This window comes from Anatilimnocola aquadivae, from assembly GCF_049819085.1.
GTDB lineage: Bacteria > Planctomycetota > Planctomycetia > Pirellulales > Pirellulaceae > Anatilimnocola.
Map to the genome: position 1 here is coordinate 6,394,326 of NZ_CP187419.1, position 21,832 is coordinate 6,416,157.

The following is a 21,832-nucleotide window of genomic DNA, read 5'->3' on the forward strand; positions in this document are numbered from 1 at the left end:
GCATTCTCTACGCTTGCAATGGGTCGATTGTTCTCTCGGTGCAATCTCTTTACCGCGATGACGTCGTGTTCTTACACAACGTCGAAGTTCTTCTCCTGCTTCTCGGTTCCATTTTGGACTGTCCACGTGACAGTCTTGCGAGCGACCCTTTAGAGGGAAGCATTTGACGTGCCGCAGTGGACACTTTGGTCGATGTAACGCGGCAAACCGCGACCCTCTCCTTAGTCACACATTCCCTAACTCGTGTTCGCGCTTAGCATTTGGATTGATCGCAAGCGCACAACCGACCTTGAATCTGCTAGGACGAAACCCGCTCAATCGTGCCACAAAATCGCGAGTTTTCTAAAGTCCGACTGATCCGCGATCATATCGATTCCCGTTGAAACAATCGCGAGCCGGCTAGCAAATTGGTTCGTCCCGACAGTTTGGTTTTGTTGCACCCCATGGGCCCGACTAACCGATGATCTCGATGCGCTGAGGCCGATTACAACGATTGCATGGGCACATGGGTAAATCGGGAGGCTCAGGGCGATCTCATTCTGAGACTTTCGTCTCAACCAGGGACTCCACATGACGCAACTTCGCCAACCCCAGTCCTTCGTTGCTGCTGGGCCTACCTTGCAAACTTACCTTGCTCGGCGGTCGTTTTTGCGGCAATCGGCAGTCGCTTTGGCACTCGCCTCTTGCGGACTGCCCGTCTACGCGGCTGACGAGAAGACTCTTCTGGCGGTCAACTCCGACGAGACCCGTCCGACGCAGATAAAACTCGCCGTTGAAGCCTCGGGCCAAATGAAGATGAACCCGGACAGTCGCGAGGTGAAGTTCCTCCCGATGTCGGTGACCGCCGAACTCAACTTCCTGCAGCGCCGACTTCCCGCCCTGCAGGACTCGGCTGCCGTGCGTCTGGTTCGCCAGTATTCGACCGCCGAAACCAAGTTCAATCTGAAGAACACCGAGTTCAAGCAGGCAGTGCGCGACGACCGCCGGCTGATCGTTCTGCAAACCGAGGGTGACGCTGGAACTTACTTCTCGCCCCTCGGACCCCTGAGCCGAGAAGAGCTCGAACTGCTCGATACGCAAAGTGCCGGCGTGCTGCCAGAACTGTTGCTTCCGGGCAAGGAGATGAAGGTCGGCGAAACCTGGAACCTCACCGACGCAGCCGTCATTCGCCTCCTGAGTCTAGACGCCGTTCACAAGCAGGACGTCGTGGGCAAGTTCGACGAACTGCGTGAGGGCATCGCCATCCTCTCGCTCGAAGGCAAAGCCTCGGGAGCCGTTGGCGGGGTGGCTTCGGAAGTTGCACTGCGTGCCAAGCTGAACCTCGATCCCAAGCAACAGCTACTCACCTGGCTGGCGATCTCGATCAACGAGAACCGCGCCATTGGCCATGCTCAGCCTGGGTACGATGTCACCTCGCGGATTCGCATGCTTACCGCCTTCGCCGACGCCGCACCAGAACTCAGTGACGAGTCGCTCAGCAAGCTGCCGCTCATCGCCAAAGGTGGCGAAACTCTGCTGTCGTTCCGCAGCGAAAAAGGTGGCTTCGAACTCGTTCACGATCGCCGCTGGCGAGTAATGAACGAGCGGTACGATAGCGCCATTCTGCGGATGGTCGACCGAGGCGAACTCGTTGCTCAGTGCAATATCGCCAAGCTGAAAACCTTTGGCAAGGACGAGAAACTGTCCCTCGATACTTTCCAGGGAGACGTCAAAACGGCCCTCGAAAAGCAGAAGGCCCAGATCATCGAGGCCAGCGAATCGGTCAACGAGGCAGGCATCAAAGTGCAACGCCTGATGGTGGCTGGCTTCGCTTCGGAACTGCCCATTCAGTGGACCTACTATCACCTGACCGATGCGGCTGGACGTCGAGCTTCGGTGGTCTTCACCATCGACCAAAAGCTCGTCGAGAAGTACGCCCACATCGATCAAGAGATCATCGCTGGCTGCCGCTTCTTCGAACCGGTTCGCGACGAATCAAGCGAGCCCACTCCCGCCGCTGGTAAGGCGAAAGATGAGACGGCGAAAAAGCCCGCGACTAAAGAAGCCCGCTAGAATCGCAACCTAGCTGGGGTCGGGAGTCTTTGGCGAAGAACGTCTGGGCTACTAGGAAAGACCTGCTTCGCCAAAGACTCCCGACCCCGGACTTCTCCAGCTACGAAAAAAGCCCCGGCCAAGCTGACCGGGGCTCTAGTTCATTGCATTCCACAAGTATTACTACCGCGTGGCAGCAACCTTGTCCTTGCCGAGCGAACGCAGATAGTCGAGCGTAACGCCGATGCATTCGTCGAAGTAGAAGTCCTTGTCCACGACCTGGTCGCTTCCCTTCGATTGATTCTCGAAGGTTTTTTCTTCTTCTTTTTCTGAGTCGAGTTCGGCCCGGCGAGCCAGGAACTTCTTCTCGTTCAAAGGAACTTCCTTCTTGGTCTTCTGGTCGACGTACTTGTCGATGTCACGCAGCAGCTTCTTGAACTCTTCCGATTTCTCGCGGCGAGCAGCCGAAGCTTCCTTCAGCCGATTGACCTGGGCCGGGGTGACCTGGTCGAACGTGCCGAACTTCGAGGTCGGAATCTTGTCGAAGGCCAAAGCGTGATCGAGATCCGATTCGCTGACGTCCATATGATCGGTGATCGAAGGCAGAACCACGTCGGCCAGCACACCGCGACGCTGCGTGCTTTCGCCATTGGGGCGATAGAACTGCTGCATCGTCAGCTTCAACGCTCCCATGTTTGGCGGGTTGCCAACAGGGAACATGGTTTCGCCCAGGTCGAGCAAGCTTTGCACCGTCCCCTTACCGTGCGTGGTGCTGTCGCCAATGATCAGACCGCGGTGATAGTCCTGAATCGCACCGGCGAGAATCTCGCTGGCCGAAGCGCTGAATTTGCTGGTCAGAACCACCAGCGGGCCCTTCCAGTACATGCCGCTATCAAGGTCGTCGTACTGTTGCACGCGGCCGTTCGGATCCTTCACTTGCACTACCGGGCCGGCATCAATGAACAGGCCGGTCAGGTTGATCGCTTCCGTCAAGCTGCCACCACCGTTGCGGCGCAGGTCGAGCATGATCACGTCCACGCCCTTGGCCTTGAAGTCGTCGATCAGACGCTTCACGTCGCGGGTCGAGCTCTTGAAGTCGCTGGCGTTTTCGCGAGCGGCTTCCATGTCCATGTAGAAGCTTGGCAGATCGATCACGCCCACCTTGAATGGCGAACCATCTTGCTTTTTGCCTTCTTCAAAGATCACGCCGCGAGCTTCGCTGTCTTTCAGCTCGATCTTGGCGCGCGTGATCTTCACGATCTTCGATTCTCCGCCAGCAGCTGGGATTACACCCAGCCGAACGATCGAACCGGCTTTGCCGCGAATCTTGTCGACCACGTCGTTGAGCTTCATGTCGACGACGTCGACCATCTCGCCAGATTCACCTTGGCCGACGCTGATGATCCGGTCTTCCACCTTCAGCTGGCCCGACTTTTCTGCCGCACCACCGGGAATCAGCTTGTTCAGCACCGTGTAGCCGTCGATCATTTGCAGCTGAGCGCCGATACCATCGAGGTTCAGGCCCATCACAATGCGGAAGTTCTCGAGCGAGCTCTTCGACATGAAGGTTGTGTGCGGATCGTACGACGTGGTGATGCTAGTCAGGTACATCTCCAGCAACTCGTCGGCGTCCGTTTGGTGCATTCGCTTGGAAAAGCTGTTGTAACGCCGCTTGAGGCGAACCTTGGGGTCTTCGCCCTTCAGCGACTTGTCTCCCTTGAGTACCAACAGGTCGTACTTCAGCCGCTTGCGCCAGCGGTCTTTTGCTTCAGCCGGGGTCTTGGCATAGGTCAGCTTGAGCGGGTCGGTAACCAGCACTTCGTCGACGGTATAGTCGAAATCTTCCTTCAGAAGTTCGTCGATCATTACCAGCCGTTCGTCGATCCGTTTCAGCAGCGTGTTGTAGACGCTGGCGGCAAACGAAACGTCGTTCGAACGGAGCATATCGTCCAATTCGTTGCGGCGTTTATTGAATTCATCGATGTCGGATTGATAGAAGTAGAGCTTCATCCCGTCGAGCGATTTCAGGAACTGATCCATGCCGCGTTGCGAGATTTCGTCGTCCAGGGCATGCTTCGACAGGTGTTGCCGCCCTACGAGGCTCGTCACCGCTCTGGTAATGTTACGGTCTGTCGGCCGGGGGAAATCCGTAATGTTGTCGGCACCAACGACCGTCAACGAGCGCATGCCCAGCACCACCACGCACACGCTGGCGGCACCTGTTAGTACCAACCTGTAAATCCATCGTGACGCTACAGACGTCGCATTTGCGGAAAGCGGTCGCATTCGGAATTCCTCGCCCCTCAAGACCGTTATTGGCTCACAAATATCGAACAACGAAAAATGTGAGATAAAGCGGGTCAGGTAAACCAGATAAAAAAGGATCGGTTGCGCGAATTCTATCGCGCGCGACTGGTCGGGACAACACGAATCGTGCCTTACCCAACAACCACCATTACTTGGAATTGACAAGAACGCTCGTGGAAGAATCCTCGCCAGCCCTCGCCCATTCGACGATCTCAGACTTGCTCCGTACTCAAATCGATGCAGCGGCCGCCGCACTGCGCGCCGGTCAATTGATCGCTTTCCCTACCGAAACCGTTTATGGCCTGGGAGCCAATGCCGAAGACGAGGCGGCTGTCCGCCAAATCTTCGCCGCCAAGGGACGACCTGCCGACCATCCACTGATTGTCCACCTCGCGCAAGCCCAGCAGATCGACGACTGGGCGATCGAGATCCCAGCGACTGCCTGGCAACTGGCTGAAGCTTTTTGGCCAGGTCCGCTGACGATGATCCTCAAACGCAGCCCCAAAGCCTTGGATGCGGTGACGGGCGGCCAAAACACTGTCGGGCTGCGTGTCCCCAGCCATCCCATCGCCCACGAGTTGTTGAAGCAGTTTGGCGGTGGAGTTGCCGCGCCGTCGGCCAATCGCTTTGGACGCCTCAGCCCCACCTTGGCCGCCCACGTGCGACAGGAACTGGGCGATGCGGTTTCGTTGATTCTCGATGGCGGCGCTTCCGAAGTCGGTCTTGAGTCGACGATCGTCGACCTGACCGGTCCACAGCCCGTGATCCTCCGACCCGGCCGCATCACCGCCGAGCAAATCTCGGCCGTCATCAACGCCCCGCTCGGCGATGCGAACGAAAACGAGACTCGTGCTTCTGGCCGGCTGCAAAGTCATTATGCTCCCCGCGCCGAACTCGTCATCATCGAGCCGCTGTCACTGCCAGCAACCGTCCGCGCCGCCGAAGCCGCCAAGGAACGCATCGCGGTGATCTGCGACGAGATGTACGTTCGCCCCGCCAACCTGAACCGTGCTCACTGGTTTAAGCTCCCCGCCGATCCCATCGCCCGCGCTCAGCGGCTCTACATCGCCCTGCGGGCAGCCGACGACGCCGGCTACCAAAAGCTGGTTGTCGTCCACGAGCGGGACGCTCAGCAGCAAGACGCCGCCATCTGGGACCGCCTGCAAAAGGCCTCAGCCCCGCGCAGTTAGCTGGCCATCGCGGCCAAACGTGCTTCCGAAAGTTCCTACTTGTTGAGAAATGCCCGCCATAGTTGGACACCCCCCTTTTGCGCACCTGGCAAACAACCGCCTATCTACTAACGACTTGCGCCAAACTATCCGTCTCCAGAATCAGCCAACTTGTCCAACAATGGCCCCGATTTATCAACACCCCCCTTTTGCGGATGCACGATTGCTAAGGTAACTCATTCGCTGACTTCGGGCCGCGCGGTAGCTCGTCCCGCCGGGACGGACCAAACCGCACAGCGTCCTTCGCTGAAATCTGCTCGACGCGTGATTCTTTGTCAAACAGAAAAGTAGGCCGGCCTAAGGGAGTGCGCTAGTTAATCATCAAGATGCCGCCCTTGATGGTGGCCATGCCGGAGCCTTGCACGGTGGTCATCAGGCCTTTGACGTCGGTCATCATTTGCCCCTCGATCTTGATCATCATCCCTTTGATCGTGACGCCCATCTGGTCGATCTTGATGCTGCTTTGGCCGACCTTGAACTCGATCGATTGCATCGCCTCGGTCTCGCTCTTGCCGAGATCGAGCTTGGTGGTGTCGTTGCCCAGGGAGAGCTTCGTTTCGCGATTGCCCATTTCGATCTTGAGCATCTCGTTGCCCGTTTTCAGCTTGGCATCGCGGTCTTTGTAGATCTCAAGCTTCTGACTGCCCTCCTTGGCCTGCGGTGTGCCGATCTTCACGGTTTGCGTGTTGAAGATCTCGATGGTCTGATCGCCATCGTCCTTCTTATCGAAGCCGACCTTGAGGGTGTCGTTGTTTTCGACGACGCGATTAAAATCCTTCTCGGCGTGGAAGTAGATTTCTTCCGAATCCTTTTTGTCTTCGAACCGCAGTTCGTTGAAGTTCTTGTCGCTGCCGTCTTTCGAACTGCGGCTCTTGTAGCCGGAGCGAGTCTGATTGTCGGGCATCGTATAGGGAGGCATGTTGTCGTGGTTGTACACACTCCCCACGACCAAAGGCTGATCGGGATCACCTTCCATAAAGGCCACGAGCACTTCGTGGCCAATGCGCGGCCAGCTGAAAGCGCCCCACTGTTTGCCCGAAGCGGGTTGCGACACGCGCAGCCAGCAGGAGCTGTTTTCGTCCTTCTTCCCTTCACGGTCCCAAGGAAACTGCACCTTGATGCGGCCGTACTTGTCGGTGTAGATCTCTTCGCCCTTGGGCCCGACAACGACCGCCGTGTGCATGCCATGCACGACCGGTTTGAACTTGGTGCGAGCCGGGCGGAACTTCACTTTCTTGGGCATGCAGACAAACGTGTTCTGGTACGGATTGTCGACTGATTCTTCAGAAAAGTACGAAGGGCTTTGCACGGCGGAGTGCTGCACGGCGGTCAGCACGTACGGGTTGTTCTTGCTGCGGCGACTTTCTTTGTCCTTGAGCGTGAACTGAAAGCCGGGCGAAAAGCCACGCATCGTGGAAGTGCCCGTGGCCAGCTGATTCGTCGCTTCTTCCTCTTCCATGCGAATTTTTGCGAGGCTCTTGCCCAACTGCTCGACATCGCCCATGCGCTGATCGGGCTTGTTGAACTGCTGAGCGCTGTAGCTGGGAAATTCGAACATCTCCAGCTTGTCGTTGCCGCCGACCTTCACTTGCGTCGTGGCCGTGGCGTCGAGCGTTTTGTCGGGCATTTGAAAGTTGAAGTCGCGCGAAACGAACTTGCCGGGCTTTAATTCTTGTGACAGTTGCCAGTCGAGTACGCCTTCGGTCTTCTTCCCTTCGCCAATTTCCGGAATGTACTGCGCTTCGGCAGCGACCGGGCAAGGCTTGTGCGCATCGGGCGAGTCGGCGAGCACCAGGGTGTGCTTATCCTTCTCGTGCTTGAAGTAATAGAAAATGCCTTCGTGTTCCATCAGTCGCGAGATGAAGTTGAAGTCGGTCTCGCGATACTGCACGCAGTAATCCCACTTGGTGTAACTGCCCGTCAGTTCATCTTTGAAATCCGAAAAACCAAGATCGCTGAAGATCTTCTTGATGATCTCCGGCACCGACTTGTCTTGAAACATGCGGCAGTCGGAGGTTTGTGTCAGCATCCAGAGCCACGGCACGGCTTCCAACTGATACGAACGAAGTCGCTCGTCTTCGGGCCCTTGTGAGAATCGCCGCACCACGCCGTGAAAGAATCGCTCGACGTCGCCATCGTGCGAAGTGACGCGCACGGTGATCGGTTTGCCGATCAGCGCGTCGGGCTTCACGTCGCGATCTTCGGAAAAGAGATCCGCCTGCAAGGTGAACAAGTCCGACATTTTCTCGGTCATCGAGAACGACTCGATGACGACCTTGTCTTCGCCCAGCGGGGTCGTGATGCCGAGGCAGCGCTTCTCTTGGGTCAATTTGGACATGGGTCGTTCACCTTGTTATGTACGGGGAGGGCCAGGCTCCCGTTGGATGTTTTTTCTTGAGCGGTGCCTTTGCAGGCGCACTTCCTCACTACTGTTCTCGCGGGCCGCACGCCTCCGGTTGTGCGATTTCTGGAGAAAATGACCAGAAATCGCCGGGATTTGTCGGGGTGGCAGGCAGGATGCCCATCCCTCGGACTATTCCAACTCGTAGGCAAATTGCGATTTATCGTCCAGCTTGATGTGGACGCGGCTGATGGACGTCCCTTCCGCCATGCGGGCGAGCACTTCGCGCGAAATCTCAGGGAGCATCGAACCCGTGAGGATATGGTCGACGTTGCGAGCCCCGCTTTCCACCTCGCGGCAGCGCTCGCGAACCGCTTCGACCACCCCATCGTCATAGCTGAACTTGGCCTTATGGTTCTCGGCGAGTCGCTTGCCAATGTGCCCAAGTTTCAGCTTGATGATGTCGCGCATCACGTCGTCGGCCAGCGGATAGTACGGGCAGACGACCATGCGGCCGAGAAACGCTGGCTTGAAGACCTTCAGCAACTCGGGACGGAGCGCTTCGGCCAGGGCTGTAGGATCGGGGCGAGTTTCGGGATCGGCACACATCTTGGCGATGGCATCGGTGCCGACATTCGAGGTGAGCAGAATGACCGTGTTCTTGAAATCGATCTCGCGCCCTTCGGCATCTTCGAGCATCCCCTTATCAAACACCTGATAGAACAGCTCCATCACGTCGTTGTGAGCCTTTTCGACTTCGTCGAGCAACACGACGCTATAAGGCTTGCGGCGAACAGCTTCGGTTAGCACGCCACCTTCCCCATAGCCGACGTACCCGGGAGGCGAACCCTTCAGGCTGGAAACCGTGTGTGCTTCCTGATACTCCGACATGTTGATGATGACCATGTTCTTGTCACCACCGTAGAGGATATCGGCGAGGGCCAGGGCCGTTTCTGTCTTACCGACGCCGCTCGGGCCGACCATCATGAACACGCCGATGGGACGGTTCGGATCGACGAGCCCCGCGCGGGCGGTGCGAATGCGTTGGCCGAGGGCATCGAGTGCGTGAGATTGGCCGATGACTCGCTCTTCGAGCTTCTCTTTCAGCTTGAGAACCGTTTTGATCTCGTCCGTGAACATCTTGCCGATAGGAATGCCTGTCCAGCCAGAGACCACTTCGGCAATCGTTTGCGAATCGACACAGACCTGCATTAGCGGATTCTCGCCTTGCAGTTTCTTGAGTTCGACGGTCTTGAGATCGAGATCCTTACGCAACTGGGCCAGTTCTTCAGCCGTTGGCGGAGTCGCTGTCGCACTATCGGCAGCGACAGCAGCTTGCGGACCAACCGCGCCACCCACGGGCACTTTCGCCGCAGGTGCAGTGGCAGCGGCCGTTGCTGGAGCAACTGCTGCAGGCTGGCCATTCCCCTTGGCGTCTTTCTTCTTCCCGGGTTTGGGTGGCAACACAACGGCGGCGATCTTGCCGCGAATCTCGCGAATCTGCGTCACCAGGGCGAGTTCTTTCTGCCAGCGCTCGTCGAGCGCTTTCAGCTTCGCTTCGGTCTGGGTGAGCTCTTCTTTCAATTGCGTGAGTAGTTCATCGTGGCCGCCACCAATGGCGTGCTCGCGCGAGAGCCCGTCGATCTGCCGATTGAGTTGTTCGATGCGACGGCGCGAATCTTCCACCTGGCCGGGCGTGGCGTTCTGGCTGATGGCCACGCGGGCAGCGGCCGTATCGAGCAGGCTGACCGACTTATCGGGCAGTTGCCGGCCGGTGATGTAGCGGCTGGAAAGCTTGACGGCATCGCGAATCGCCTCGTCGAGCACTTGCAAGCCGTGGTGATCTTCGAGCGTGGGTGTGAAGCCACGCATCATGTTGATGGCTTGCTCTTCACCAGGCTCTTCGACTTTGACAACTTGAAAGCGTCGCGCTAGAGCGGCATCTTTTTCGAAGTACTTCTTGTATTCCGACCAGGTCGTCGCTGCGATGGTGCGCAGTTCACCGCGAGCGAGTGCCGGCTTCAGCATGTTCGCCGCATCGCCCTGGCCAGCCGCGCCGCCAGCACCAATGAGCGTGTGAGCCTCGTCGATGAACAAGATGATGGGCTTGGGCGACGCTTTCACTTCGGCAATCACCTGCTTCAAGCGATTTTCGAACTCGCCTTTTACGCCTGCACCGGCTTGCAGCAGTCCCAGATCGAGCGAGCGGAGCGACACGTTTTGCAGAATGGGCGGCACATCGCCAGACGCAATGCGAATCGCAAAGCCTTCCACCACGGCCGTTTTGCCGACGCCCGCTTCGCCCGTAAGAATGGGGTTGTTTTGGCGACGACGCATCAGAATATCGACGAGTTGACGAATCTCGAAATCGCGACCGAGCACCGGATCGATCTGTCCGTCGCGCGCTCGCGCGGTGAGGTCAATGGTGAACTGATCGAGCGCGGGAGTCTTGCCGCCGGAACCCAATTGCGGGCCGGAGTCGCCGCCACTGCTGCCCGCTTCGCTGGCGGTGGGTACGTCTTCAATCGAACCGGAAGTGACATCGCGCATGTCTTTTTGCAGCTGAGCGACGTCGATGGTCCCCAGCTTGGGCAAGCTGCTGAGCATGAGCGTGGCGAGATCGGGCGTGGCGAGCACGGCTTGCAGCACGTGCCCCGAGCGAACCTTGCTGGCGCCAAATTCGACGGAGGCAATCAGCCAGGCTTCGCGAATGAGGTCGACGATTTTCGTGGAGAAGCCAGGGACGCGCGCATTGCCAGTCTTGAAGCGCTCGATGGCTTTGGTCAGTTCGCCGACGAGCCTTGATTGGTCGATCTCAAAATGTCGCAGCAAGCGGCTGATATCGGTGTTCGGAGCTTCCAGCAGCTGAAAGAACCAATGCTCCAATTCAATTTCGTAGTTGCTTTTTGAGGATGCGACCGCGGCTCCGCTGAGCAGCGCGCGATGACAATATTCATTGAGCTTGCCGAGCAGCGATTTCAGGTTGTGAGCCACGTGTTTCGTCCCCAAGGGGACGCCCCGCATTCGAGTGAAAGTTGAGAAAGAGCAACAGTGAGGTACGACAGGTCGAGGGACGAAAGATCTTCAGCGGATTACGGTTCGATTTGTTACGGAGATTCACACCACTGGCGAACAAAGCGTCGTTTAGGAGCCAAAAGAAACCTTGTTGTCGACTTGAAACACCGCATCATCGACGGGCTTCCGAAAAGGCTCGTTGCGAATCCAGGTATTCCAACCCAACCTGGCTCCCGGTGTCTCGTTGCCGCCCAAACGACACCAGGGAACTTCGGGCCCCAGCAAGGTCGGTTGTACGTCAAAATCGAAGCCGCCGCGCACATAAATCCGAGTAAGCTGTGCCAGTTTGCGAAATGCATTGCCCACCGGCAAGTAGTCTAAGAACCGCTTATAAGTAAGGGGCCCCAAGCTGATGCGAAACTTTCCCTGGACCTCCCAGATTCGCGACCCGATCACCGAATTCTGCCCCAAGCGCGGAATTGCCGTCTTCGGCGGCGACTTGGGGCTCGCGGCAGTCTTGTCCGAACCTGGTGGTTGAATCGCTTCTCGGACGGGCAAGCTCGTGCGGTACTCAGCAGGCAACTCAAGCCATTGCCCCACGAACTGCTGGACCTTAACCGGAGTATCGAAGAAGCCGCTCAGCAGTTGCTCGAGACCTAAGCCGCTGCGATGCGACTGCGAGAGCAAGCCAGCGTAGTGCCGAAAGGTCTCGTCGGCGATATCAACCCGATTGGCGAGCGCGCCGCGCACGATGTCTTTGTAGCGTTGCAGCGAAGTGCCGAGTCCGCCCAGATCGAGCAGGTTCTGCGACAGCGGATCCATCCGCGGGCGATCTTCGAGCACGAAGCCGCGAAACTTCTGTGAGCCCTGCGTCTTGCGAATCCGGCCAATATGCACGGCCTGTTCGTAGGCAAACCAAAAGCGATACTTCCGCCCGGCATCCGCAAACAGCGAGATCAGGCGATGATTGAAGACATCGAGAAAGTCGCGCAGCACATGATCGCGCTTGCGCATTCGCTCCATCACCAACTCGGTATAGTGCCGGGGCAAAGCCCCCATCGGTCCCGTCAGTCCGAAGAACGTCACCATCATTTCGATGGGACGCTTGGCGTTGGGCAGTACGCGTAGGTCGTGAATCTCACTCGCGGGGAACGATAGCGACTGGTGGGCGCGAAAGCGAATGGGAATCAGTTCGGCTTGGCCATCCAAATCGACATCGGGCCGCAGCAGGCGAATGCGCGTGAGCAAGTGCATGGCCGCGAAGAACTCAAAGCGATACGGCTCATCGCGCAGCAGTTGATCGAGGCCGGGCAAACCGGTGTGCGGCGCGGCCTTGCTGGTCGACGTCAGGCCGAGCCATTCGCTCAAGCCAGCGTCAGGTTGCCGGTCCGCGGCGCCCATTTTCGCTCCCAAAATTCCCGCTGTTTCGATTTGGCGATCATTCGCGTAAACGAATTGATCGTGGAATATTGTCCGAGAAAATGTTCGAGGACGCAGGCCAGCAGAAAGAAGCCTGTGCCGGGATACTTCTCGTCGTCAAAGGTGACGGTGACATCCAGCCCGCGACAAAAGCCGCGCGTCTTGGCATCTTGAATCGGCGCGACGCCACGCTCGCTGTTGATCGAAGTGATCCCTTCAATCAGCTGTGCCGTCGTTTGCGACGAGGTGTAGTCATACAGTCGCAGCAGTTCGCGAAGCGCTGCGGCACCATCGGGCCCGCCGGTGATCGACAGGTGATTGAGTGACAGGTGCGAGATCAGTCGCCAACGATTGGCGGCTTCTTTTAACCGCAAGGGCCGGGTCGGTTCCACCGGCGTGGTGATCTTACGAACGGGCGACTGCCCCGTGAGTTGAAAGCCCCATTCCGCCGTGCCGGTCTTTTGCGCGTCCGCAGGAATATCGCGATTGGTACAGGTCGTGGTAATCAACAACACTTCGGCCGAGGGAACCGTCGGGTTGAAGTTCAAATCGACGAGCGACAAAAAGACATCGGTTCCTTGATCGTCGGCTTTGATCGAAGGCACGCGATGATGCGCCCAGTACGCTCGTTCGCCAGCAGCGTCGGAATCGTGCTGAAACGAGAAGAACGGGCGATAGGCAATGGTTTCTTTGGTCTCGGGGTGAATGCTCTCGACTTCATCAATGGAGTAGATCTCCATCGCATTCAAACGGCGCATATCAGGATAAAGCGGGTACTGCGTCTTGGTACGCGTCAGCCGAATTGGCTCGGCCGATTGCTTGAACAAGTTCACGATGGGCGTGCAGCCCAGCCGAAAGGTGTCGGCCTTGATGCGCGTTTCCAGCTGCGGCGCGGTCCTGTTCAAAAAAATGACCACTTCGAGTTGATCGGTGGCCGGCAGACCTTGCAATGCAGACAGACCGGTGACATCGAAAAACAGGAACTTCTGTGGGAATGTAAAGAACTCGGTAAGCAGCCGATAGCCGGGCAGCGAGCGCGGTCCGTAGGGCAACATTCCCTCGTCGGGACCAAAGCCGACAGAGCGCAGACAGTTTGCCGGCAAAAAGGTGTAGCTTTCTTTCGGCATCACATCGGGAATACGAATCATCACACTCACGGCGTGATTGAAAATCAGTTCATACAGCTGATTCGTCGTCGGGGCATCGCCGCTGATGAAGAACCGCAGCTGAGCCAGGTCCAGCTTCTTCAGCGGATGAGCGCTCCACGACTTCAGTTCAATGCGAATGGCCGACTCGGCATCTCGCAGCCGGCGAGGATCGACGATGTCGCTAATTTCGCGGCCAAACGGTGCGCTTTCATACCGCGCCTTGGCCACTTCGAGCGGCCAGAGTTCCGTATCGGCAGTGGTGCGAAATCGGCAAGGGAGTCCTTGGATTTCTCGCGAGTAGATTTCGGTATGCCGCTTGATGACCTGCCCGGTCGTGAGGTTGCCTTGCGCGCGATCGAGATGCAATTGCGCGATGGCCATCGATGGAATCGGGGCCAGGTAATGCGGGTAGAGAATGTTCAGCAGAGCATCGGTGAGTTCGGGAAACTCGTCTTTGAGTTTCACTTGTACGCGGGCGGTGAGAAACGCGAACGCTTCGATCATCCGTTCGACGTGCGGATCTTGCGAGACGCCGGTGTCTTCGCTGACCATCAGCCTGCCGGCAATACCCGGGCGCTCGCGCGCAAATTCCGTCGCAAACTGGCGAATGAACACCAGTTCGTTTTCGTATTCGCGTTCCAGGCGAGTTGCCATGCGGGGCTGTTCCTTACTTCACCTTCCACTGACTCGTACCACTCTCGATCACCGTATCGAACTGCACCGGCACCGGGTTTGGTTCCACCTTCAGCACCGCATCGACCGTCAACCGCAAGCTACGGTCGGCACCAGCATAGCCTTGCTCGCGAACGCGAATGCTCGTGAGTCGCGGTTCGAACTGCCGAATTGCCTCCTCGACCGAGGCGCGGATCGATGCTCGCTGCTGGAGATTATCGGGGTTCACGTTCGAAATGTCCGGCAGGCCGAACGTCACTAACGATTTGCGCAGCTCCGATTCTTCGTCGATGTCTTCGGTAAATGTCTGACGCGTATTCAGCAGCGACTGCACATCGCGGAGCACATTCGCCTGCAACTCGCTGAGCGATAGTCCTTGCGTACTTTGCGACGTCGCCTCTTCGTTAGGCTGGAGCTCGATCAGCCGATCGAGCAGCGAAGGAAGGAGTCGATGGTGCGAAGGAACGCGTGACATGCTGTAAATCGCTCCGTTGGATGCTGTACACGAGCGCGGTGATTGTAGCATGCGGCCGCTTTGCGTTTTCAACCAAGTTTGATTCGACCGTGCGGGTAGTCATCCTGGAAAACTTTGGTGGTTCAGCCGCCGATACTGCGCGTGCCGACTGTGCCGGCCACGAACGACTGGCATTATCGGCAAGTTAGGCCCGCCAACAAAATCAGCCCGGAGCATGGCTGCCCTGGGCTGAGAGGTTGTTGGGTGACATTTTTTACTGAGCCGGAAGCGTCAGCGCCCGGAGTTCTTCAGACCAAGGTAGAGCAGATACTCTCCGGGCGCTGACGCTTCCAGCTCATGAATCCGCAGCTGTTACTTCACCTGCATGCTGTCGACCAAATCGCGGAACGCTTTTTCATTTTCAGAAACGGTCGCCTTGGGTCCGTAGAACTTCAGGAAGAAGTTGCCCGATTCCTTGGTCTGTACGATGGCGGCGAGCATGCGGTAGTTTTCTCGCAGCACGGGCTTGCCACCGGCGAAAGGGGCGGGGTTGTCTTTGTACGTGCCGGAAAGATCGACCCACTGCACATCCTGGCCGCTGACCTTCAGCTTTTCGATCTTGGCCTTGTCCTTCGTGTCGCCACCGTTCGGTTGGTCGAACTGGCCAATCCAGCGATCGATGTTGGCTTCGACAGTGCCGCCAGCGCCCATGACAGTCATGCGGCCCGCCAGGTCATCTCCCTTGGCGGCTGGCACTTCATACTCGACATCGATGATGCGGTTCTTGGGCGTCTTCTTGGCCCACGAGGCAGGAGCTTTGAATTCCAGCTTGCCATCGCCGACCGTGAACTTGGTGGCTTCTTGTGCGAAGAGAGAAGAGGTAACAGCCAGGCAGGACATCATTACTGCCGAAGTCCACAAACCACTGCGCATCGGTAGGCCCTTGATCGGAAGGTTGTTGTTGGTGAGCAACGTATTCGATAGGAGACGTTGTGCCGTCATTCTACGTAGCTGCTGCGCCGCCGGAAAGCACGAAAGCCAAGACCGCAACCAGGATTACGCAGATAATCGCGAGCAGCACCAGGATCGCCGTCCCCATCGCGCCGCTCGACTTCTTTCGCCCTGGCAGCGCTGCCGAGCTTGGCCGAGGAGCCGCCGCCGGTGATCCATACGCGGGTGTCGCGGCTTTGCCGATGGCAGGAAAGACGTCGGTCGCCGACAGCCAATCGGTCCAGCCTTCACGCCAAACCAGTGAATCGGCCGTGACGCGTCCCTCGGTCAGCCATTTGCGCATTACTTCGCCCCGCGCTGGTCCGAACTGACCTCCGGAGGGTGGCCGAACGAACCAAGTGGCTAGCGGATTCTCGGCGATCGGGTCGCGCTGGCCGTTGTTCATCGGCGGCGGCGGAGGCAACGAGTGCGCTGGCATGGCGTAAGGCGGTGCCGATGACGCCACGGGCTGTGGCCCCGCGTGCATCTGCGGCAAGGGCACTCCGCTGGGAACAGCCCCTACGGGAACCGCCGGCCGAGCGTACGAGGCCGTTGGAACGGCCGCAGCCACTGGGGCGGGAGCATAACCGGCAACCGGCATCGCGGCGACGGGCGCTACAGCAGGGGCCGAATGCACGGGCGCTGCAGGCTGTGGAGCATTGTGGACCGGCTGTTCCGCCAGCGTGGCCGCCACGGGCTGCTCGTCTGGTTCGTCACCGCCGAGGCCCGGTTCGGAGTGGGGCGGAATGCGGAACTTCGAGCCGCAATCGGGGCAAACTCCCTTTTTGCCGGCCAAGAACGACTTCACATTCAGCTTGTGGCCGTTTGGACAATGAAAACGAATCCCCATAAACACTCGCCCGCCGTCTATTCCGAACCCCTGCCCGCCTCCCCAGCCGCAATTGCTATTATAGATGCCCGGCCGGCAGAAATGAAAATCTCTTGCTCCCCTCCGGCCAGAATCTGCCGCAGATTGCCCAAGAAATGCTACCCGCTATGACCGCTACCGACGATACAACCGAACCATCCGACGAGGGCCCACTCGAACTGGCCATCTGTGGCGATCTCACCGAACGAGAGTCCGACCTCAGCGACAAACTGCTCAGCGTGCCTCCGGGTGGTGAGTGCGTGCTGTACTTCAACTCGCCCGGCGGCAGCGCGTATGTAGCACTGGCACTCTCGGGTTTGATCGCCCTGCGGGGGTTAAAGGCGACGGGCATCGTGATTGGCGAATGCTCGTCGGCGGCTCTTTGGCTGTTTGCTAGTTGCAAGCGCCGCCTCGTCACGCCTCATAGCGTGCTGCTGTTTCATCCCATGAAGTGGCAGAGCGAAGAGCACGTCCTCATCTCGGAAGCAGCCGAATGGGCTCGTCACTTCGAGCACTTGGAACGAGACATGGACGAACTGCTGGCCAAGCAATTCAACGTCCCGCTCGAAAAACTTCGCCCCTGGCTCCATCCCGGGCGGTACGTCACCGGCCGCGAACTGGTCGCTGCGAACCTGGCTGAACTGATCGAACTTTCTCCGCTCAGCGAATTGATGCCGCCGGAAGAGAAACCCAAGAAACAAAAACCGGGATTCCGCGTGTAGTGGCAAGACCGGCACCGGATTCCCTGCCCACGTAACCAGGAGCAATCAACGATGATCATCGGCGTACCGCGAGAGATCAAACGAGACGAGTACCGCGTGGCCATGTTGCCCGTCGGCGTCGACGAGCTCGTCCGCTCCGGCCATCAGGTGCTGCTCGAAATGGGAGCGGGGCTTGGCAGCGGCATCACCGATGCCGAATATCAAGAGCAGGGTGCCCGCATCGTCGGCACCGCGGCCGACGTCTATGGCGAAGCAGAACTGATCGTCAAAGTCAAAGAACCGCTGCCGCCCGAGTGGCCACTCATTCGCCCGGGCCAGGCGCTATTTACTTACTTTCATTTCGCTGCCAGCCGCGAATTGACCGAAGTGATGCTCGCCAGCGGGGCTACCTGTCTGGCCTACGAAACGCTCCGCGATGCCCAAGGTCGCTTGCCGCTGCTGACTCCCATGAGCGAAGTGGCCGGCCGCATGAGCATTCAGGAAGGGGCCAAGTATCTCGAACGGCCGCAAATGGGCCGGGGCATCTTGCTGGCGGGTGTTCCCGGCGTTGCTCCCGCGCATATCACGATTCTCGGTGGCGGCATTGTCGGTGCGAACGCCGCGAAGATTGCTGCCGGCTTTCAAGCCGATATTGCGATCCTCGACGTCAACATGGACCGCCTCCGTTACCTCGACGACATCATGCCGCCGAACGTCAACGTCCTCTACAGCGATCGCCACATGATTCGCCAGCAACTGCGTCTGGCAGACCTAGTCATCGGGGCGGTCCTCATCCCCGGCGCTCGGGCCCCCAAGCTCGTTACGCGGCAAGACCTGAAAGTGATGAAGCCCGGCAGTGTCATTATCGACGTGGCCATCGATCAAGGAGGCTGTATCGAGACCAGCCGGCCGACCACCCACAGCGATCCCACCTACATGGAAGAAGATGTGCTGCACTACTGCGTCACCAACATGCCCGGCGCTGTTGGCCGCACCAGCACCTTCGCCTTGTGCAACGTCACCCTTCCTTGGGTGCTGCAATTGGCCGAGCGCGGCATCGACGATGCCTGCCGCGAACTGCCGCCCCTTGCCACTGCCGTCAACATTCGCGCCGGCAAGGTGATGTATCGCGCAGTGGCGGACACGTTTGGCCTGCCGTTCGCTTCGTGATTTTCTCCCCCATCTGCAATTTGAAATCTGCAATCTGCAATGAACAAGCCTGTTGAAACCATGCGTTGGCTCGGCGACGAACGAGGCTCGCTGTCGCTCATTGACCAGACCCGCTTGCCGCTCGAACTCGTCGAGGTTAACTGCACGAATGTCGAAACGGTGTGGGAAGCGATCAAGCAACTGCGCGTGCGCGGTGCTCCGGCGATCGGCATTGCCGCCGCGTACGGCGTCGTGCTCGGCCTGCAGCAAGTGGCCGGCACATCCTCCGAAGCTTTCGATGCGCACCTGACCAAGACCATCGAGTATCTGGCTGGCAGCAGACCCACGGCAGTGAATCTCTTCTGGGCGCTCGACCGCATGCGTCGCACAGCCGACAAGCTGCGTGCAGAACAACCGCTCGAAGCAATTCCGGCGTTGCTCTTGAAAGAAGCGAAGGCGATTCATGAAGAAGATCGGCAACTCTGCCGCGCGATTGGCCGCCATGGTGCGGCACTGATCGCTGCCGGCAGCGGAGTGCTGACGCACTGCAATGCCGGCGGTCTCGCCACGGCCGAATATGGCACGGCCCTCTCGGTCTTCTTCACTTGCCAGGATCAGGGCAAATCGCTGAAGGTCTTTGTCGACGAAACTCGCCCACTGTTGCAAGGCGCGCGGCTCACTGCGTGGGAGCTGTCCCAGCGTGGCATCGATGCCACGCTAATCTGCGACAACATGGCCGGCCAGGTGATGCGCGAAGGGAAGGTGCAAGCCGTCGTCGTCGGTGCTGATCGTATCACCGCCAACGGCGACACGGCGAACAAGATCGGTACCTACAGCGTCGCCGTTCTCGCCCACGCCCACGGCATTCCGTTTTATGTCGCCGCGCCGACGACTACTTTTGATCTCACCCTGCCCACTGGCGACCTGATCCCCATCGAGCAACGCGCCAGCACCGAGATCACGCACGGCTTCGGCCGCCAAACGGCTCCCGACGGCATCAATGTCTATAACCCGGCCTTCGACGTGACTCCCGCGAGGCTCATCCGCGGCATCATCACCGAACGGGGAGTCATCGACCCGGTGAATGAAGAGAACATTCGCAAGATGCTCGCCTGAATACGCGACGAACTTCGTGGCGACACTCAGCTCGGCTGACAGACCTGTGCTTGTGGACTGCGCCCGAATCCTGGCCTGACACGCCGTAAGTGCCAGGCCGTAAGTACCTGCCGCGAACATGCGACTGGTCTGCACTTGTTCACAAACCGGCCCGCGGCGGCCACCTCCGATCGCGCCATTCCCGAGGAATACTCACATTTCGCCGTGGCAAGCAGCGAGGTTTGTGAACACCCCCTGCTTTAGCGTGTTGGCACTTGCGTTCCTCACCGAGGTGACTAGCCGTCCATCGCTGATGAAGCAAAACGTCCAAAAACCGGTACGGCTCTTGGACAGGCACCCGCATCGCACCAGCGTCCCCGCTCCGCGCGCACGACGTAACCCAACGGCGTTACGCGGGAACTTTCCGTCGACCACCAAACTGTGAGAGAACGTCCCGACATTAGCTCATGGTGCTGATTGATTGTCAATCGTGTATTTCGTAATTTTATATAATTTACTGAAATGTATTGAGGTCCGTTGCCCTGCGAGCGACCCAAACCGAATCTGCCCCAAATCCATCAAAAGATTGACATCGGTTCGCCGATCTACCTATATTGCTCTATTGGGTTTGCGCTCCGCCAGTCAGGCTGGGCCGCGAATCTCCCTCCCCCGCTCTGCCGACTCGCCGCTAGGAGTTTTCACGATGCTGTGCATCCCTGGACAACCGGGCAAGGATCTGTGCGATTCGCATTTGGGCGTCACCCGCCGCGATATTCTCCGCGTGGGTGGTTCCGGCATTCTCGGGCTCAGCCTGGGGGGCCTGCTGAAAACGCAAGCGGCCCAAGGAGCAACCTCGGGAGGCGGTCCCGGTTGGGGCAAAGCCAAAAGCGTGATCATGATCTACTTGCAAGGTGGCCCGAGCCATCTGGATCTCTGGGATCCCAAGGAAAATGTTCCCGATAACGTGAAGAGTGTGTTCAAGACCATCCCCAGCAAAGTGCCGGGCATGGACCTGACCGAACTGCTGCCGAACCTGTCGAAAGTCACCGACAAGCTGTCCCTCATTCGCTCGATGAGCTACACGCCGGTCGGCCTGTTCAACCACACGGCCGCCATCTATCAGATTCACACGGGTTACACGGCCGATAAGGTCAGCCCGTCGGGCCAGCTGGAACCTCCCTCGCCCAAAGATTATCCCACGTTCGGCAGCAACATCGTCCGGCTCAAGCCGCCAGAAACGCCGATGTTGCCCTTCGTGATGATGCCTCGCCCGCTGCAAGAGAGCAACGTGGTGAACAAGGCGGGAACCGCGGGCTTTTTGGGCCGCGCGTTTGATCCCTACTATCTGTTTCCACCAGGCGATGACATGGACATGGCCAAGATGGAAAAGATCCGTGTCGACGACCTGACGTTGCGGCCGGAAGTCTCCGAGGCTCGTCTCGACCGCCGCGCTCGCCTGCGAGATCTGGTGAATCAAGGGATGCCGGAAATCGACAAGGCGGTCGCCAAGTACGACCTCGATAAGTACTACGATTCGGCCCTGAACCTGATTATGTCGGGCAAGGCCCGCGAGGCGTTTTCGATCAACAAAGAATCGAACGACATCCGCGATAAGTACGGCCGCAACACGTTCGGCCAATGCTGCTTGCTCGCTCGCCGCCTGGTGGAAGCTGGCACGCGCGTGGTGGAAGTGATTTGGCCGAAGGTGGCCAATAGCGACAACCACTCGTGGGACGTACACGTCGGCTTGCCGGACCGGATGAAGAAGCAAGCGGCCCCGATGCTCGACTCGGGCCTGAGTTCCTTGCTGGAAGATCTCGATCAACGTGGTTTGCTCGACGAGACACTTGTGGTGGCGCTCGGCGAATTCGGCCGCAGCCCGCAGCGAGGTGTGAGCACCAGCGGTAACGGCAACAGCGCCGATGGCCGCGATCACTGGCCCTATTGCTACACAGCCGTCGTGGCTGGTGCCGGGATCAAGCGGGGCGAAGTGTACGGCAAGAGCGACAAAACCGCTTCGGCACCGCTCGAAACCCCGGTCCATCCGATCGACTTGCTGGCGACCATCTATCACGCCGTCGGCATCAATCCGCAGACCATCGTCTACAACCACCTCAATCAGCCTCGCGAGCTGGTGAAGGCCGACCCGGTGACCAAACTGTTCGCGTAGGCGTTCATGCTGGCCTGAATCCTCCCGGGCTTAATGATAGCCCCGGGAGGGATGCGCTCTTCGCATCTCGTCCCGAAGGGACGCTGTGTGTAGCCCGTGGTATTCGTCCCGAAGGGACGCTGCGTGTAGCCACGGGTGTAACCCGTGGTTAGCGACACAAACAGATCCCTCCGTCCCGCAGGGACGCTGAAGGGCAGATTCGCAGCACACGGTGGTCCGGATGTTTGGGGCTTCCGTCGTCCC

Annotated in this window: 14 protein-coding genes; 6 read left to right on the plus strand and 8 right to left on the minus strand. The window is 58.7% G+C overall.

Annotated features, from left to right (window positions below; translation table 11 throughout):
* Window positions 1–570 precede the first annotated feature (570 nt).
* Window positions 571–2,052, plus strand: a complete 1,482-nt coding sequence (locus tag NA78x_RS25110; RefSeq protein ID WP_425615128.1) for a hypothetical protein — start codon at window positions 571–573, stop codon at window positions 2,050–2,052.
* A gap of 162 nt (window positions 2,053–2,214) precedes the next feature.
* Here the strand turns inward: NA78x_RS25110 and NA78x_RS25115 are convergent, their stop codons facing one another.
* Complete coding sequence (locus NA78x_RS25115; protein ID WP_425615129.1) at window positions 2,215–4,263, minus strand: carboxy terminal-processing peptidase; 2,049 nt, start codon at window positions 4,261–4,263, stop codon at window positions 2,215–2,217.
* Between the two features lie 293 nt (window positions 4,264–4,556).
* On the opposite strand from NA78x_RS25115, the gene NA78x_RS25120 reads away from it, so the two are divergent.
* Window positions 4,557–5,528 carry an L-threonylcarbamoyladenylate synthase gene (locus tag NA78x_RS25120; RefSeq protein WP_425615130.1) on the plus strand — a complete coding sequence of 324 codons (972 nt, stop codon included), beginning with the start codon at window positions 4,557–4,559 and terminating at the stop codon, window positions 5,526–5,528.
* 349 nt (window positions 5,529–5,877) lie between these two features.
* Here the strand turns inward: NA78x_RS25120 and NA78x_RS25125 are convergent, their stop codons facing one another.
* The 7 genes from NA78x_RS25125 to NA78x_RS25155 form a co-directional block, all read right to left on the minus strand.
* Window positions 5,878–7,905 (minus strand): type VI secretion system Vgr family protein, encoded by a 2,028-nt coding sequence (locus tag NA78x_RS25125; protein ID WP_425615131.1) that lies wholly within the window; start codon window positions 7,903–7,905, stop codon window positions 5,878–5,880.
* Between the two features lie 195 nt (window positions 7,906–8,100).
* Complete coding sequence (gene tssH, locus NA78x_RS25130; RefSeq protein ID WP_425615132.1) at window positions 8,101–10,902, minus strand: type VI secretion system ATPase TssH; 2,802 nt, start codon at window positions 10,900–10,902, stop codon at window positions 8,101–8,103.
* Between the two features lie 150 nt (window positions 10,903–11,052).
* Window positions 11,053–12,324 carry a type VI secretion system baseplate subunit TssG gene (tssG, locus tag NA78x_RS25135; RefSeq protein WP_425615133.1) on the minus strand — a complete coding sequence of 424 codons (1,272 nt, stop codon included), beginning with the start codon at window positions 12,322–12,324 and terminating at the stop codon, window positions 11,053–11,055.
* Window positions 12,288–14,144 carry a type VI secretion system baseplate subunit TssF gene (gene tssF / locus NA78x_RS25140; RefSeq protein WP_425615134.1) on the minus strand — a complete coding sequence of 619 codons (1,857 nt, stop codon included), beginning with the start codon at window positions 14,142–14,144 and terminating at the stop codon, window positions 12,288–12,290. Before tssF ends, tssG begins: the two co-directional genes overlap by 37 nt.
* Before the next feature lie 13 nt (window positions 14,145–14,157).
* Window positions 14,158–14,637 carry a type VI secretion system baseplate subunit TssE gene (gene tssE / locus NA78x_RS25145; RefSeq protein WP_425615135.1) on the minus strand — a complete coding sequence of 160 codons (480 nt, stop codon included), beginning with the start codon at window positions 14,635–14,637 and terminating at the stop codon, window positions 14,158–14,160.
* A 351-nt stretch (window positions 14,638–14,988) separates the two neighbouring features.
* On the minus strand, window positions 14,989–15,618 hold the full coding sequence (locus NA78x_RS25150; protein WP_425615136.1) for a hypothetical protein: 630 nt from the start codon (window positions 15,616–15,618) through the stop codon (window positions 14,989–14,991).
* Window position 15,619: 1 nt separating this feature from the next.
* On the minus strand, window positions 15,620–16,456 hold the full coding sequence (locus NA78x_RS25155) for a DUF4339 domain-containing protein (RefSeq protein ID WP_425615137.1): 837 nt from the start codon (window positions 16,454–16,456) through the stop codon (window positions 15,620–15,622).
* A gap of 92 nt (window positions 16,457–16,548) precedes the next feature.
* Between NA78x_RS25155 and NA78x_RS25160 the strand changes: the two genes are divergently transcribed.
* The 4 genes from NA78x_RS25160 to NA78x_RS25175 all read left to right on the plus strand — a co-directional run bounded on the left by NA78x_RS25160 (window position 16,549) and on the right by NA78x_RS25175 (window position 21,589).
* Window positions 16,549–17,196 carry a ClpP family protease gene (locus tag NA78x_RS25160; RefSeq protein WP_425615138.1) on the plus strand — a complete coding sequence of 216 codons (648 nt, stop codon included), beginning with the start codon at window positions 16,549–16,551 and terminating at the stop codon, window positions 17,194–17,196.
* Between the two features lie 51 nt (window positions 17,197–17,247).
* Window positions 17,248–18,345, plus strand: coding sequence for an alanine dehydrogenase (ald, locus tag NA78x_RS25165; protein ID WP_425615139.1), 1,098 nt, complete (start codon window positions 17,248–17,250; stop codon window positions 18,343–18,345).
* Window positions 18,346–18,384: 39 nt separating this feature from the next.
* Window positions 18,385–19,440, plus strand: coding sequence for an S-methyl-5-thioribose-1-phosphate isomerase (gene mtnA, locus NA78x_RS25170; protein WP_425615140.1), 1,056 nt, complete (start codon window positions 18,385–18,387; stop codon window positions 19,438–19,440).
* A 682-nt stretch (window positions 19,441–20,122) separates the two neighbouring features.
* Window positions 20,123–21,589, plus strand: a complete 1,467-nt coding sequence (locus NA78x_RS25175) for a DUF1501 domain-containing protein (protein ID WP_425615141.1) — start codon at window positions 20,123–20,125, stop codon at window positions 21,587–21,589.
* The last annotated feature ends 243 nt before the right edge of the window (window positions 21,590–21,832 follow it).

Coding starts and splice junctions, on each gene's coding strand:
- NA78x_RS25110 (WP_425615128.1), top strand. CDS start 571: ATGACGCAACTTCGCCAACCCCAGTCCTTCGTTGCTGCTGGGCCTACC.
- ald (WP_425615139.1), top strand. CDS start 17,248: ATGATCATCGGCGTACCGCGAGAGATCAAACGAGACGAGTACCGCGTG.
- tssG (WP_425615133.1), bottom strand. CDS start 12,324: ATGGGCGCCGCGGACCGGCAACCTGACGCTGGCTTGAGCGAATGGCTC.
- tssE (WP_425615135.1), bottom strand. CDS start 14,637: ATGTCACGCGTTCCTTCGCACCATCGACTCCTTCCTTCGCTGCTCGAT.
- NA78x_RS25125 (WP_425615131.1), bottom strand. CDS start 7,905: ATGTCCAAATTGACCCAAGAGAAGCGCTGCCTCGGCATCACGACCCCG.
- tssF (WP_425615134.1), bottom strand. CDS start 14,144: ATGGCAACTCGCCTGGAACGCGAATACGAAAACGAACTGGTGTTCATT.
- NA78x_RS25155 (WP_425615137.1), bottom strand. CDS start 16,456: ATGGGGATTCGTTTTCATTGTCCAAACGGCCACAAGCTGAATGTGAAG.
- mtnA (WP_425615140.1), top strand. CDS start 18,385: ATGAACAAGCCTGTTGAAACCATGCGTTGGCTCGGCGACGAACGAGGC.
- NA78x_RS25150 (WP_425615136.1), bottom strand. CDS start 15,618: ATGACGGCACAACGTCTCCTATCGAATACGTTGCTCACCAACAACAAC.
- NA78x_RS25175 (WP_425615141.1), top strand. CDS start 20,123: ATGCTGTGCATCCCTGGACAACCGGGCAAGGATCTGTGCGATTCGCAT.